Below are 13,882 nucleotides of genomic sequence, written 5' to 3'. Positions count from 1 at the left end.
AAGAGGAGCCATGCACGTCACTGAGGACAGCAACGCCCGCTCGATCCCGCGGCCACCGTTCGACCCGCGGGTTCAAGCCGGACTGAACGCTCTCGCGGATCTTCCGATCTTCGCGCCACTCACTTCCGAGTCGATCCCGACGATGCGCGGATACAGCGTGCCCGAAGACATCAGCGCCCTGGATCTCGAGCAGCGCGAATACACCCTCCCGAGCGCAGACGGCACGCAGCTCGCCCTCACGGTGCTCCGGCGCAAGAACCATGCCGGCGCAGGACCCGGCATCCTGCACATCCACGGCGGCGGGATGGTGATGGGAGACCGGATGACCGGCATCTCCCTCGTCGCCGGATGGGTGCTCGAGCACGACGCCGTCGTCGCCACCGTCGAGTACAGGCTCGCGCCGGAACATCCCGACCCGACTCCGGTCGAGGACTGCTATGCCGCGCTGCTGTGGATCGCAGCGAACGCAGACGACATTGGAATCGATCAGGGCCGGATCCTGATCGCGGGCGCCAGCGCCGGCGGAGGCCTTGCCGCAGGAGTGGCGCTCCTCGCCCGAGACCGACGCGGACCGGTTCTCCTGGGTCAGCTTCTGCTGTGCCCGATGATCGACGACCGCGACGCCACAGTCTCCACCCGCCAATTCGACGGGATCGGGCTGTGGGATCGCGGCAGCAACTCCGTCGGCTGGAAATCCCTCCTGGGCGGCCGTCGCGGAACCGACGATGTCTCCGCCTACGCCGCCCCTGCCCGGGCGACGGACCTTACCGGCCTCCCGCCCACCTACCTCGACGTCGGCAGCGCGGAGGTGTTCCGCGACGAGGTGGTGAGTTACGCGTCATCACTGTGGCGCGACGGCGGCGACGCGGAGCTGCACGTCTGGCCCGGCATGACCCACGGCTGGGAAGCACTGATGCACGGAACACCACTTGCAGAGCTGGCGGCCGCCGCCCGGGACTCCTGGGTAGCACGGCTGCTCGAGTCCTCAACATCCCGCTCGGCCTGACACTCATCCGCACACCACACCGTCGACCGCAGTCTCACCGGACCTTCCAGGCGAGGTTTATGACTGCGGGGATCTTCCACAATCACCACGACACCCTTTCTGGAGAACAGAGACACCCTTTCTGGAGAACAGAGATGACCCTCACCTCGAAGAACACGCTGCAGCAGTGGCTCGACGACCCGGTCGGCGGCCGCATCCTGCGGGAACTGCTCACCCACGCCGGCCACTCCGAGGAGTCGTTGCAGCCCGCTCGGCACCTGAGCCTGCGCGCCATGGTCGAGATGGGCGGTGACGCTTTCCCGCAGGAACTCGTGAACGCCATGGTGGAGCAGGCGAACGGCGGGGTGATCCCGCGGGAGGAGACCGACGACGCGCCGGAGAGCGCAGTCGGGCGCTTCACCGGGAAGACCGTGATCGTCACGGGCGCAGGATCCGGCATCGGACGTGCAACGGCCCGCCGCATCCTCCGCGAGGGCGGACGAGTGATCGCCGTCGATGTCGTACCGACCGGCATCGAAGCCCTCGCTGCCGCCTCCCCGGAAGGCTCCGTCGTCGCCGTCGCCGCCGACATCACGTCGGCTGAGGGGGTCGCGTCGATCGTCGCCGCGGCCGGCGCGCAGATCGATGCGCTGGCGAACATCGCCGGAATCATGGACGGCATGACGCCGCTACACGAGACGGAGGACGCCCTCTGGAGTCGCGTGTTCTCAGTGAACGTCGACGGCACGTTCGCGCTCAGCCGCGCGGTGCTGCCGGCGATGCTCGAGGCCGGTCGCGGGGCGATCGTGAACGTGGCGTCGGAGGCGTCGCTGCGCGGTAACGCGGCCGGCACCGCCTACACAGCGTCCAAGCACGCGGTCGTGGGCATCACGAAGAGCTCGGCTTTCCTCTACGGTCCCTCCGGTATCCGTACCAACGCTGTCGCTCCCGGCCCCACCGCCACGGGGATCGAAGGGACGATGTCGAGCGACTTCGCGCGCAAGCGCCTCGCGCCGTTCTTCACCCTCATCCCGCCGGTGGTCGAGGCCGACACGATGGCCGCGTCGATCACCTGGCTGCTCAGCGACGACTCCGCGAACGTCAACGGCGTCGTCCTCGCCTCAGACGGCGGCTGGTCGGTGCAGTAGCCGACGGGTGAGTCGGTCGCGCACAAACACCAGCAGGTGGGAGAAGGGCGAAGAGCAGTGGGCGGCACTCCTTCACGGAGTGCCGCCCACTGCTCTTCGCCTACTTCTACAGCGATGACTCGAACGTCGTTGTCAGCGTCGCGGTCGAGGCTCCGCCCACCCACACGTCGAAAACCGTGTCGTCTTGCACCCACGAGCCGGTGGCTGCGCTCCAGTAGCGAAGCTGGTCGGGTCCGAGCTCGAAGCGGACCGTGCGGACGTCTCCGCGGGCGACATGCACGCGCTCGAAGCCTTTCAGCTCACGGACCGGGCGAGAGGAGGTGCCGTAGCGCTGGTGCAGGTAAAGCTGCACCACGTCGTCACCGTCACGATCGGAGGTGTTCGCGACGTCAACGGAGACCGTGACGAACTCGTCGGCGGACCGACTCGTCTTCTCAACTCGTAGGTTGGAGTATTCGAAGGTCGCGTAGCTCAGACCGAACCCGAACGGGTAGAGCGGCGTGGATTCCTCGTCCCAGTACCGGGTTCCGCTGTTCTCGGGGGAGAAGGTGCGGTTGTGGGAGTAGATCATCGGCACCTGGCCGACGTGACGCGGCCAGCTGAAGGGGAGACGCCCCGCGGGTGACACGTCGCCGAAGACAGCGGCGGCGACGGCGTCTCCACCCTGGGTGCCCGGGTACCAGACCTGCAGGACCGCTGCGGCGTGTGCGTCGATCCAACGGAGGTCGAGCGGACGACCCGACATGACGACCACGACGACGGGCGTACCGGTGGCGATGATCTGCTGGACCATTTCGAGCTGGCGGCCGGGAAGGTCGAGAGTGGATCGGGATGCGAGTTCCCCGATCTGGTTTTGCCGCTCTCCGACAACGACGATCGCGACGTCGGCTGCCGCGGCGGTCTCCACTGCTCGCGTGAGCTCCTGCTCGTCGTCGACGGACGCCCACGGGTTCTCGCCGGGATCGGGGTCCTGCCGATCAAAGGGGGACGGGAAGAGGCGGTCAGGGATTCCGACGCCGGGCGCGTAAGTGATTGCGGCGGAGTCCACGGCGCGAGATCGCAGTCCCTCGAGGAGGGTGACGGTGTCCTCGGTGTGGTGACCGAAGACCCACGGCCCGAGCGTGTCTCGCTTGCTGTCTGAGAGGCGGCCGATGACGGCGATCGTTCCGCGGTCGTCGGCGAGGGGGAGTGCGCCGTCGTTCTTGAGCAGGACAATGGCGCGTTCAGCTGCTGTGCGGGCAACCTGCCGGTGAGCCGGGTCCGTGAGGACCGTTTCGGCGGATTCGGCGTCGGCGTAGGGGTTCTCGAAGAGGCCGAGTGCGAACTTCGCGGTGAGGACTCGACGCACGGAGGTGTCGAGCTGCTCCTCGTCGAGGAGTCCGCGTTCGATGGCGGCCGGCAGGTTGTCGAACGCGGGCTCGGACATGGCCATCTCCATGTCGTTGCCGGCGCGAATGGCGCGGGCGGCGGCGTCGGTGGGGTCGGCGGCGAAGTGCTGCGTCTCCATCGATTTGACGGCGTTGGCGTCGGAGACGACGAAGCCGTCGAATCCGAGCTCGTCGCGGAGCAGCTCCGTGAGGAGTCGCCGGTTTCCGCTGGCGGGGACTCCGTTGAGGTCCATGTAGGCGCTCATGATGTTCGCGGCGCCTGCGTCGATGGCTGCCTTGAAGGGCGGGAGGTAGACGTTGTGCAGCTCGGACTCCGAGATCTCGGCGTCCTCGTAATCACGGCCGCCACGTGCGGCGCCGTAGCCGGCGAAATGCTTGGGGCCGGCGAGGACGCTGCTCGGTCCAAGGTCGCCCTGGAAGCCGCGGACCTGGGCTGCGGCGACGGCCGATCCGAGGTGCGGGTCCTCTCCGGCTCCTTCGACGATGCGGCCCCAGCGGGGGTCGCGCGCGATGTCGATCATGGGCGCGAAGGACCAGTGGATGCCTGAGGCTCGGGCCTCGCGGGCGGCGATGCGCTGTCCGGCTTCGACGATGGCAGGGTCCCAGGTGGCGGCGAGAGCGATCGGGACGGGGAGGACGGTGCGCAGGCCGTGGATGACGTCGAATCCGAAGAGGAGGGGGATGCCGTGCCGGCTGTTCTCGACGACTTCCCGCTGGTACCGGTTGGCCACGGCGGGGTCCTTGATGAACAGCAGAGAGCCGACTCCGCCGTTCTTCGCTGCGGCCAGGACGATGCGCGGCTGCCGGACGAAGACCTGGTGCTCCTCGGGTAGAGAGTCGATATCGAAGTCGTCGGGGAGCTCACCGACATCGAAGAGGAAGTACTGGGTGAGTTGCCCCGCTTTCTCCTGGATCGTCATGCGGGAGAGGAGATCCTCGACGCGCTCGGCGGTGGGGAGGTCGGAGTTCCGGTAGGGGAGGTCCGAGGTCATCAGGGGCCTTTCTGCGCTGGGCGGGGTGGCGGAGGTGGTGCTCGAGGTCATCGCACGGCCTTCACCTTCGCGAGGACCACGAGTCCTCCGACGATCGTGAATACAGCGGAGGCGAGGTAGAGCGGCGTGTAGTTCTTGTCCCCGTCCGCTGCAGCACCGATGAGGAGGAATGCCGGAGCGATGAGGGGGGCGAGCGCCTGGGGGAGCGTGAAGGAGAAGCTGTTCAGGGCGTTGAACCGAGCAGCCTGGGTGTTGCGTTCGGGGAGGACGTCGAGGACGAGGGCCTGGTCGACCGCGGAGAAGACGCCGATGCCGAGGTTGCTGAGCACGGAGCCGATGATGATGACCTCGAGGCTGGGAGCGAAGGCGACGATCACCGCGCCGGCGCTGAAGATCACGCCGCCGGTCATCACGAACAGGCGTCTGCGCCGCAGCTTGTCGGAGAGGAAGCCACCGCCGATCGCACCGCCCATGGTGCCGACGATGCCGAGCAGGCCGAGAAGTGCGATCGTTCCGCCGATCTGATCGACGGGGAGACCGAGCTTGGAGCCGATGAAGAAGGCGGTGAAGGTCGAGTTCAGGGTGAGGCCGAAGAAGAAGAAGAAGCGTCCGACGAAGTTCCAGGAGAAGTCGGGGTAGCGCTTGGGCTGGAACACGTACTTGCCCAGCATCCCGCGCACGTCGAGCCTGTCCTCGTGGACCATCCCGCGCGAGTCGGCTTCGTTGACGAAGAGCAGGAACAGCAGCACGAGCACGACGCCGACGACACCAGGAACGAGGAAGAGGAGGAAGGAGTTCGATGCCAGTCCTCCGCCGGCGACCGCACCGACCACGGGCGCGACCTGCCCGATGACTCCGGTGAGCCCAGCGACCTTGCCGCGCTGGGAGGCAGGGAGGCGATCCGCCTGGGAGTTCTGCAGGCCGCCGATGACCTGGCCCCATCCGAGCGTGGAGATGATCCAGCCGATCGCCAGGACGACGATGTTCGGTGCGAGTGCGAGGACGGTGAGGCCGAGAAGACCGACGATGAGGCCGATGATCATCCAGGGACGACGTCGGCCGAGACGCGAGCGAGTGCGGTCACTCAGCACTCCAAACAGGGGAGCGAGGAGGACGCCGCTTCCCGCGGCGAGACCGAGGACTAGCCCGAGGTACTCGACGTTCTCCGGCGCGAGGTTCTGCACCTGGATCGCGAGGGAAATGGCGATCGGCGTGACGAACGCGAGGTTCGCGCCGAAGAGCGCCAGGAGCAGGAACGTGATGTACCGCCGGGACACTCGAGGTCGGTCGTCCTCTTCGACGACACCGCGCTCACTCCCAGCGCCGGCCTCGGCTGCTGTCGGTGTAGCGGTGATCGGGAAGGTTGTCCCATCGCCCAGTCCAGCAGCGATTCCGACTGCGTCGGCCCGGCGGTGCGACTCCGCTTCGGGAGCCTGCTGGGCCGGTGAGGGCGACGCGCCGGGCGCGCCTAACGCGAGGGGGTTGTCCGACATCATGACTCCTTCGTCATCCGGCCTCGGGGTGCCGGAAACAGATCTTGCGCGCAGCGACTTACCACGTGATAACGGAGTGAATCACGATGCTTATCACGTGTCAACTGCGCGCCCTGCGCTGTCGCAGGGGTCGGAGCACTGGACGGCGGGGTCGCGGGCGCGATCCGTTGATGGCCTGGGGCTCGACGGCTGTCAGCTTCAGCGCCATCGAACGCCTGCAGCCACAGTCGGCAACCGTCGATGCAGAGGATTCAATGAACTCGTGTCGGTGGTGGTCTCGATACTGGGGGGATGAGCGAGCATGGGGTGCCTCCCTGGACACCGATTCCTTCCAGCGTGAACGACCGCCGCTTGATGCGCCTGCGGGTGTCCCCGCTTCTGAGTCCGTATTTGGTGGCGATGGAGGAAGTGACCGGCTGGGTCCTCGACCGCTGCTGGGGTGACAACGCGGCTGTCATCGATGCGGCGAACGATCTTGTTCGAGAACGTAATCTGGTGCTGTCCGGCGGAGTGTCCGATGGAGGCGACTGGGAAGCGCGGATCGCTCACATGAGCGAGAACATCGCTCGAGCAAAACGAGGGGAACCGCAGACCGACTTCATCACCGGAAAACCCCTACCAACAACGCCGACCGAAACAATCGGCGAGGATGCGTCCCGCACGGGCACTACGTCGCTGTGATCAAGCGACGCCGGTCGCGGTCAGATCGGTTGTGACAGTCCAAAAACAGGAAGCGCCGTCGCCGACACGGACCCGCGAACTGACATAATGTGCATTATCGGATATCGGGGAAGCGGGTGAGCGTCACTCACGCTGCACCTTTCCCGCGGACTTGCCGGGACGCAGGATGCCGACCGCGGGATCGATGGTCGACGCCGCGATCCACGGAAGAAGCGTGCGCGCCGCCCGTCGAGCGGTCCGCTCCCGTTGAGGACGCGAGGGATCGCGCGCGGTGCCGACGACGAGGCCCATCGGGACAGCGCCGAAGTGGTCCGCCGAGGACTCAGCGCGGACCCCGAAGCTGGGAATCAGCTGATGAGCCCGGCGGTCACGCCCCGATGAAGTCCGAGGTGTCGCCCACGAGCCGGGTGTTCTCCGTCGGGATCGGGTCGACGGCCGCCGAGGCGACCTCGGCCGCGAACTCGCTCACGTTGTAGAGCTTCCCCGCCGATTCACGGCGCGAGCTGATGGCTCCCGGGTTCGAGCGCTCCAGAAGGGTGGCCGTGATCGTGCCCTCGATCATGTCCCCCGAGACGACGACGAAGTCGATCCCGCGCTCCGCGAGCTCGGGGATCCGGTCGCGCAGAGCGTCCTCGCCGGCGCGCTTGGACAGGGCGACGGGCTCGTACTCGGGCATGGTCGGCGTCGAGCGGATGAAGTGGGCCTGGTGGCTGGTCACGAAGACGACGCGGGACCCCTCGCCCAGCAGCGGCAGCGCCGCCTCCAGCACGGCGACCTGCGAGTCGCGGTTGAGGACCATGGCGTAGTCCTCCCCCATGTTGCTCTCCATTCCGCCGGACGCGTTCAGCACGAGCACGTCGAGACCGCCGAGCTCCTCGCGGATGCGGGCGAACAGCTCCGCACGGGACTGCTCGTCCGTGAGGTCCGCGCCGACGGCGAACGCGGATCCTCCGGCTGCGACGATCTGGTCGACGAGCTTGTTCGCGCGGGGGGCCTTCGAGCGGTAGTTCACGACGACGCGGGCACCGGCCTCGGCGAAGTAGCGGACCGTGTCGGCGCCGATGCCACGGGACGACCCGGTGACGAGGACGCGCTTGCCGTCGAGCGAGCCGGGAGCGAGGGGGTTGGGCACGAGGAGTTCCTCCAGGACGCCGGCGCGAAGACCGGAGCGGGCACGATGTCGGGCCGGAGCCCCGACAGGCGATCCTACCGAACGGGCCCTTCACTCGGCCTCTCCCCCTCCCAGCCCGTTCTCCGGCGCTCTTGTTAGCGTGGGACCGCTCGTCGAGGGGAAGGAGCACCCGGCATGGACGCTCTGATGCAGTACGCGTGGATCCTCTGGCTCGCGCTGATCCTGATCTTCGTGGTCGTCGAGACGCTCACCCTCGAGTTCACCTTCCTGATGCTCGCCGTCGGAAGCATCGGCGGCCTCGTCGCCGGGCTGCTCGGCGCGCCCTTCTGGGTGCAGGTGCCCGTCGCGGCCGTCCTCGCCGTGCTGCTCCTGCTCACGGTCCGGCCTCCGCTGCTCCGCCTGCTCGCCCGTGGAGGCGATCCCGCGCCGACCGGTGCCGACGCCCTGCTCGGCCTCGGCGGGAGTGTCGTGGTCGCCGGCCCCGGTCCTGATCAGGTGAAGCTCGTGAACGGCGAGACGTGGACGGCACGACTGTCCCCCCTCGTCGAGGAGCGTCCACTCGGTGTCGGCGAACGCGTCGTCGTCACCGCCATCGACGGCGCGACCGCTGTCGTCGTCCCCGCCGAAAGGAGCCGCTCGTGAATCCCTCCGCCGCAGTGACACTGGTGATCGTCGCGGTCATCGTCGTCCTCGCGCTCGTCGTCCTCTTCAAAGCGATCCGAATCGTCCCGCAGGCGACAGCCGGCGTGGTCGAACGGCTCGGCAAGTACCACCGCACCCTGCTCCCCGGTCTGAACCTCGTCATCCCGTTCATCGACCGGGTCCGCCCCTCCGTCGATCTGCGGGAGCAGGTCGTCTCGTTCCCGCCGCAGCCGGTGATCACCGAGGACAACCTCGTCGTCTCCATCGACACGGTGGTCTACTTCCAGGTGACCGACGCCCGCGCCGCCACCTACGAGATCGCGAACTACCTCGGTGCGGTCGAGCAGCTCACGACCACCACCCTGCGCAACGTCGTCGGCGGGCTGAACCTCGAGGAGGCGCTGACCTCCCGGGACAACATCAACGGCCAGCTGCGCATCGTGCTCGACGAGGCCACCGGCAAGTGGGGCATCCGCGTCGGACGCGTCGAGCTGAAGGCGATCGACCCGCCGATCTCCATCCAGGACTCCATGGAGAAGCAGATGCGCGCAGAGCGCGACCGCCGCGCCGTGATCCTCACCGCGGAGGGCACGAAGCAGTCGCAGATCCTGAACGCGGAGGGGCACCGCCAGGCCGCGATCCTCGCCGCCGAGGGTGACGCCAAGGCCGCCGTCCTCCGTGCCGAGGGCGAGGCGAAGGCCATCACGACGGTGTTCGAGGCGATCCACCAGGGTCGACCCGACAAGGAGCTGCTCGCCTACCAGTACCTGCAGACGCTTCCGAAGATCGCCGACGGCACCGCGAACAAGCTCTGGATCGTGCCGAGCGAGCTGACCGAGGCGCTCAAGGGCATCGGCACCGCGTTCGGCCAGAACGCCCAGCGCGCCGACCGCCCGCAGGACAGCGCGGCCGCTCCCCCGGCCCCGGGTCTCTAGAGCGACGCGCGTGATCGATCGTCGGCCGCCGTTCCTGGAGGGACGGCGGCCGCGCGTGATCGCCCACCGCGGCTTCGGCCCCGACCGGATCGGCAACACGCTCGAGTCCTTCGAACGCGCGATCGCCGCCGGGGCGGATCTGCTCGAGACGGACGTGCGCGCCACCGTCGACGGGATCGCGGTGCTCGTGCACGACCCGGAGGTCCTCGACGACAGCGGCGCCGTGCACCGGATCGCCGACGAGCGGTGGGAGGATCTGGCGCGCGTGGTCCTGCCGGGAGGAGAGCGCCTGGTGAGTCTCGAGGACGCGCTGCACCGACTGCCGCAGGCGCGGTTCAACATCGACGTGAAAGCGCGCGAGGCCGTCGTCCCCACGGTGGACGCCGTCGGTCGTTCCGCAGCAGCGGATCGCGTCCTGCTCACCTCCTTCTCGGAGCGGCGTCGCGCCGCCGCGGTCCGGCTGCTCCCCGGAGTCGCCACGTCCGCCTCCGCGCCGCGGTTCCTCGCGGCCCTCGTCGGTGCGCACCTGAGAGCGCCGCTCCTCGTCCGCCTCGCCCTCGCAGGGATCGACGCGCTGCAGGTCCCGGAGTCCGCCCTCGGTCTGCGCGTCACCGCTTCCCCGATCCTCGCCCGTCTGCGCGCTTCCGGAGCCGAGATCCACCTGTGGACCATCAACGATCCGGAGCGGATGCGGCAGCTCCTCGCCCTCGGAGTGGACGGCCTGGTCACCGACCGGACCGACCTCGCCCGCGCGGCCGTCGACGCCCTCCACGCCCGGGAGACCGGAACTACTCCGACGACCTGAAGGTTCTCTGGCAAAGGACCGGACCGCAAGACCACCTCCAGGTACGCGGTCGACACTTGTCGGAGCACAGCGAGAGGAGACCACACAATGGCAGATCGAAGCTTGCGCGGAATGAGGTTGGGCTCTCAGAGCCTGCAGAGCGAGGAAGGCGTCGTCTTCTCACCGCGGTCGACGCACACCTACCACTGCACCAACTGCGGCCACGACACCGACATGGTGTTCTCGGCCGACGCCGAAGCGCCGGAGACCTGGGAGTGCCGCTCCTGCGGTCACGAGGCCACCCTTCTGGTGGACTCGAAGCCCGTCGTGGTGGATCGCGGAGAGCAGAAGGCTCCCCGCACCCACTGGGACATGCTGCTCGAGCGCCGGACCCGTGCGGAGCTGGAGGAGCTGCTCGAGGAGCGGCTCGCCTACCTCCGTGCCCGTCGAGGCGAGCACAAGATCGGCGCTTAGCGCCGACCTGCGTCCCGGGGCAGGGGATCGCGCGTCCGCAGGACGAACGAGACCAGGCCCGCGAGACCTGCGGCGAGGAAGTACCAGCCGAGGTTCCGGGACCACACGAGGGCCGGGGTCGTGGTGGAGGCGAGGGGGACCTCGTCCACCATGGCACCCGGCTCGAACCATGTCAGGGAGTCGAGCGTCGAGCCGTCGGGCGCGATGACGGCGCTCGTCCCCACCGTCGAGATGTTGACCACGCTGCGGCCCGTCTCGATCGCCCGCAACCGGGCGATGGCCAGCTGCTGCACGCTCTCGTCGGTGCGGCCGAAGTCGGCGTTGTTGGTCTGCGCGAGGATGATCTCGGCGTCGCCGTCGATCATCGCGTTGGTCAGGGCGTCGTCCGAGATGTCGAAGCAGATCGCGATCCCCGCCAGGACCCCGTCGATGTCGAAGACGTTGGGCTTCGTGCCGATCGAGTAGTCGCGGCTCACCAGGTCGACGAGGTCGGGCGCGAACATCCGCCAGAACGCCCGATCGGGCATGTACTCGGCGAAGGGCACGGGGTGCACCTTGTCGTAGACCTGCGTCGCCCCCTCCCCCGCCTTCCAGAGGAGCGAGCTGTTGTAGAAGACGTCCTCGGCAGGATTCGTGATGGTCCCGACGATGAAGGGCGCGTCCATGGTGCGGCTGAGGTAGTCGAGCACGGCGGCGGACTGCGCGTTCCTGGTGGGGTCGATGTCGACCCCGTTCTCCGGCCAGACGACCATGTCGACGTCCTCGTCGAGGACCGGCAGGGTGGCGGAGGTGTGATCCTCCAGGATCTGGCCCCGGTAGCTCGCCGAGAAGAGCCCGGCGTCGGAGTCGCCCTGGATCGCGGCGATCCGCGTGGTGCCGTCGGTCGGTGCCGGCCACGCCGGGAAGACGAGGGCGACGATCGCGAAGCCGGCTGCCGTCGCGACCCGCGCGCTCGCGGGCACGCCGACCTCGCGCACCGCCTGCGCGAGCACGGCCGCGAGGAAGGCGACCACGAAGCTCAGCCCGGTGAAGCCCACCCACGCCGCGAGGTCGGCGAGCGGACCCGTCGACTGCGAGAGAGCGAGCCGCCCCCAGGCGAAGCCGCCGTAGGGCCACACGCTCGTGATCGTCTCGCGTCCCGCCCAGAGAGCGGCCAGCAGGGCGGGGATGCCGACCATGCGTCCGAGGGGACCGGTCCAGACCCGGTGGCCGCGGGTCGACAGCACCGCCATGAGCCCCGCCGACAGGGCGAAGAAGATCGCCTGGAGGCCGGCGAGAGCGAGCCACGGGACCGGGCCGAGGTAGAGCGTCAGCCACTCGATGTGCACGCCCCAGAACACGCCGCCGCCGACGAGGCCGACGAGGGCCCCGCTCCAGAAGCCCCGGCCGGCCAGAGCGAACAGGATCGCCGCGGCGCCGAGGATCGCGAGCGGCCAGAGATCGGTGTCCGGGAAGCCCCGATCGAGGACCGCTCCCCCGAGTCCGGCGAGGATCAGCGCCAGCCACAGAGGTGCCGAGCGCCCGAGGGGCGCGGGAGTCGCTGCGATCATGCGACCGTCGAGTAGGCGACGATGCCCCGGCGGACGGAGTCGAGCGCCGTGCGGGCGGCACGGCCCACCTTGCCGTCGGCGACGACCGAGAGCTGGTCGAGGAGGTCGATGGTCTGCTTGGCCCAGCGCACGAAGTCGCCCGCGGCCATGTCGGCCTCGCGCAGCACCGCGTCCAGCGGCAGCCCCCTGGCCCACATGTTCATCGCGAGCGCGAGACTCGTCGAGATCGGGTTGCTGCCGGGCAGCCGGTGGTCGCGCTCGACGTCGTCGAGGCGCGCCCACAGCAGCTGCGTCTTCTCGAGCGCCTCGGGGAACCCGCCGCGCGGCAGGAACTTCTCGTTGAGCGTGCCCTCCTCGCGACGCGGCTCGAAGACGAGGCAGCAGGCCATGGCGGCGAGCCCCGCGGGGTCGAGCTCGGTCCAGGCCTGCTTGCGGAGGCACTCGGCGACCAGGAGGTCCCGCTCGCCGTAGATCCGGCGCAGCGTCCGACCGTTCGGCGTCAGCGAGAGCTCGCCGGCCTCGTCGCGGCGGAAGTAGCCCAGCTCGAGGAGCACCTCGGTGATCCGGTCGAAGACCTTCGCGACGGCGCCGGTGCGCGAGCGGATCTGACGCTCGATCTCGTCCGTCTCCCGGCGGAGCTTCCACCAGCGCTCGGCCCAGCGAGCATGCTGCTCGCGATCGGAGCAGGCGTGGCACGGATGGGCCTTCATCCGGCGGCGCAGGGAGTTGAGCTGGCCCTGACGCTTCTCGCGCTCGGCGTGCGAAGCGGATTCACCGCGGACGGCGCCTCGACGCTCGAGTTCGCCGATCTCGCGGCGGATCGCCGCGTACTGCTCGAAGTCGCCGAGGTGGCACTGCATCGCGGTCACGTACCCGGCGAGCGACTCCTCCTGCTGGCGCACCCGGCGGGCGAGGTCGACGACGGAGCGGTCGGCCTGGAACTGCGCGAACGACGACTCGAGGATCTCGCGGGTGCGCGTGCGGCCGAACTGCTCGATCAGGTTGCAGGCCATGTTGTAGCTGGGGCGGAAGCTCGAGTTGAGCGGGTAGGTGCGGCGGGAGGCGAGGGAGGCGACGGCCTGCGGGTTCATCCCGGCCCGCCACTGGATGACGGAGTGCCCCTCGACGTCGATGCCCCGGCGACCGGCGCGGCCGGTCAGCTGCGTGTACTCGCCCGGAGTGATCGGGACGCGCGCCTCGCCGTTGAACTTCTCGAGCTTCTCGAGCACGACGGTGCGCGCCGGCATGTTGATGCCGAGGGCGAGCGTCTCGGTCGCGAAGACCACCCGGACGAGCTTGCGGAGGAAGAGCTCCTCGACGACCTCCTTGAACGCCGGCAGCATGCCCGCGTGGTGGGCGGCGACGCCGCGCTGCAGGCCGTCGAGCCACTCCCAGTAGCCGAGGACTGCGAGGTCCTCGTCGCGGATGGTGCGGCACCGCTCCTCGACGATCGCGCGGATCTCGTCGCGCTCGTGCCGCTCGGTGAGCCGGACCCCGGAGCGGAGGACCTGCCGCACGGCCTGGTCGCACCCGGCCCGGCTGAAGACGAAGAAGATGGCCGGGAGCAGGTTCTTGCCCTCGAGGATCTCGACCACCTCGGAGCGGGGCACGAGCTCCTCGGCCGGGCGGGTGTCGGCGAACCGCCCGCGGCCGCGGCCGCGCGGGCCGCCGCGCCCGC

13 protein-coding genes are annotated in these 13,882 nt (G+C 69.0%); 7 read left to right on the top strand and 6 right to left on the bottom strand.

The features are described 5' to 3' along the window. Window positions 1-10: 10 nt before the first annotated feature. Window positions 11-1,006, top strand: coding sequence for an alpha/beta hydrolase (locus tag NB037_RS06350; RefSeq protein ID WP_251944458.1), 996 nt, complete (start codon window positions 11-13; stop codon window positions 1,004-1,006). 134 nt (window positions 1,007-1,140) lie between these two features. Then, window positions 1,141-2,133, top strand: coding sequence for an SDR family NAD(P)-dependent oxidoreductase (locus NB037_RS06345; RefSeq protein ID WP_251944457.1), 993 nt, complete (start codon window positions 1,141-1,143; stop codon window positions 2,131-2,133). A gap of 106 nt (window positions 2,134-2,239) precedes the next feature. On the opposite strand, the gene NB037_RS06340 is transcribed toward NB037_RS06345, so the two are convergent. Together NB037_RS06340 and NB037_RS06335 are read right to left on the bottom strand one after the other, a co-directional pair. Next, on the bottom strand, window positions 2,240-4,564 hold the full coding sequence (locus tag NB037_RS06340; RefSeq protein ID WP_251944456.1) for a glycoside hydrolase family 3 N-terminal domain-containing protein: 2,325 nt from the start codon (window positions 4,562-4,564) through the stop codon (window positions 2,240-2,242). Then, entirely contained in the window at window positions 4,561-5,790 is a 1,230-nt protein-coding gene (locus NB037_RS06335) for an MFS transporter (protein WP_251944455.1), read from the bottom strand. The genes NB037_RS06340 and NB037_RS06335 overlap by 4 nt, the downstream gene beginning before the upstream one ends. 507 nt (window positions 5,791-6,297) lie before the next feature. Here NB037_RS06335 and NB037_RS06330 point away from each other — a divergent pair. Next, a complete protein-coding gene (locus NB037_RS06330) occupies window positions 6,298-6,687 on the top strand; it encodes a hypothetical protein (RefSeq protein WP_251944454.1) in 390 nt (129 codons plus the stop codon). Between the two features lie 123 nt (window positions 6,688-6,810). Here NB037_RS06330 and NB037_RS06325 read toward each other — a convergent pair whose 3' ends face one another. Further along, window positions 6,811-6,978, bottom strand: a complete 168-nt coding sequence (locus tag NB037_RS06325) for a hypothetical protein (RefSeq protein ID WP_251944453.1) — start codon at window positions 6,976-6,978, stop codon at window positions 6,811-6,813. Between the two features lie 76 nt (window positions 6,979-7,054). Further along, a complete protein-coding gene (locus NB037_RS06320; protein WP_251944452.1) occupies window positions 7,055-7,819 on the bottom strand; it encodes an SDR family oxidoreductase in 765 nt (254 codons plus the stop codon). Window positions 7,820-7,993: 174 nt separating this feature from the next. On the opposite strand from NB037_RS06320, the gene NB037_RS06315 reads away from it, so the two are divergent. The 4 genes from NB037_RS06315 (at window position 7,994) to NB037_RS06300 (ending at window position 10,654) form a co-directional block, all read left to right on the top strand. Further along, window positions 7,994-8,461, top strand: a complete 468-nt coding sequence (locus NB037_RS06315; protein ID WP_251944451.1) for an NfeD family protein — start codon at window positions 7,994-7,996, stop codon at window positions 8,459-8,461. 20 nt (window positions 8,462-8,481) lie between these two features. Then, on the top strand, window positions 8,482-9,396 hold the full coding sequence (locus NB037_RS06310) for an SPFH domain-containing protein (RefSeq protein ID WP_279308658.1): 915 nt from the start codon (window positions 8,482-8,484) through the stop codon (window positions 9,394-9,396). A gap of 10 nt (window positions 9,397-9,406) precedes the next feature. Beyond that, window positions 9,407-10,201, top strand: a complete 795-nt coding sequence (locus NB037_RS06305; RefSeq protein ID WP_251944449.1) for a glycerophosphodiester phosphodiesterase family protein — start codon at window positions 9,407-9,409, stop codon at window positions 10,199-10,201. A gap of 87 nt (window positions 10,202-10,288) precedes the next feature. Continuing rightward, entirely contained in the window at window positions 10,289-10,654 is a 366-nt protein-coding gene (locus NB037_RS06300; RefSeq protein ID WP_207402556.1) for an RNA polymerase-binding protein RbpA, read from the top strand. Here the strand turns inward: NB037_RS06300 and lnt are convergent. Then, complete coding sequence (gene lnt / locus NB037_RS06295; protein WP_251944447.1) at window positions 10,651-12,204, bottom strand: apolipoprotein N-acyltransferase; 1,554 nt, start codon at window positions 12,202-12,204, stop codon at window positions 10,651-10,653. The genes NB037_RS06300 and lnt overlap by 4 nt on opposite strands. Continuing rightward, on the bottom strand, window positions 12,201-13,882 hold a 1,682-nt coding region (locus NB037_RS06290; protein ID WP_251944445.1), incomplete at its 5' end, for a DEAD/DEAH box helicase. The genes NB037_RS06290 and lnt, both read right to left, overlap by 4 nt.

Origin of the sequence: Rathayibacter rubneri (assembly GCF_023743255.1) — a bacterium.
GTDB lineage: Bacteria > Actinomycetota > Actinomycetes > Actinomycetales > Microbacteriaceae > Rathayibacter > Rathayibacter rubneri.
This window is presented reverse-complemented; position numbering and strand designations above follow the sequence as displayed.

Excerpts from the sequence above, each read along its gene's own strand:
- NB037_RS06325 (WP_251944453.1), bottom strand. The coding sequence starts at position 6,978 with ATGGGCCTCGTCGTCGGCACCGCGCGCGATCCCTCGCGTCCTCAACGG.
- NB037_RS06315 (WP_251944451.1), top strand. The coding sequence starts at position 7,994 with ATGGACGCTCTGATGCAGTACGCGTGGATCCTCTGGCTCGCGCTGATC.
- NB037_RS06350 (WP_251944458.1), top strand. The coding sequence starts at position 11 with ATGCACGTCACTGAGGACAGCAACGCCCGCTCGATCCCGCGGCCACCG.
- NB037_RS06330 (WP_251944454.1), top strand. The coding sequence starts at position 6,298 with ATGAGCGAGCATGGGGTGCCTCCCTGGACACCGATTCCTTCCAGCGTG.
- NB037_RS06340 (WP_251944456.1), bottom strand. The coding sequence starts at position 4,564 with ATGACCTCGAGCACCACCTCCGCCACCCCGCCCAGCGCAGAAAGGCCC.
- NB037_RS06300 (WP_207402556.1), top strand. The coding sequence starts at position 10,289 with ATGGCAGATCGAAGCTTGCGCGGAATGAGGTTGGGCTCTCAGAGCCTG.
- lnt (WP_251944447.1), bottom strand. The coding sequence starts at position 12,204 with ATGATCGCAGCGACTCCCGCGCCCCTCGGGCGCTCGGCACCTCTGTGG.
- NB037_RS06345 (WP_251944457.1), top strand. The coding sequence starts at position 1,141 with ATGACCCTCACCTCGAAGAACACGCTGCAGCAGTGGCTCGACGACCCG.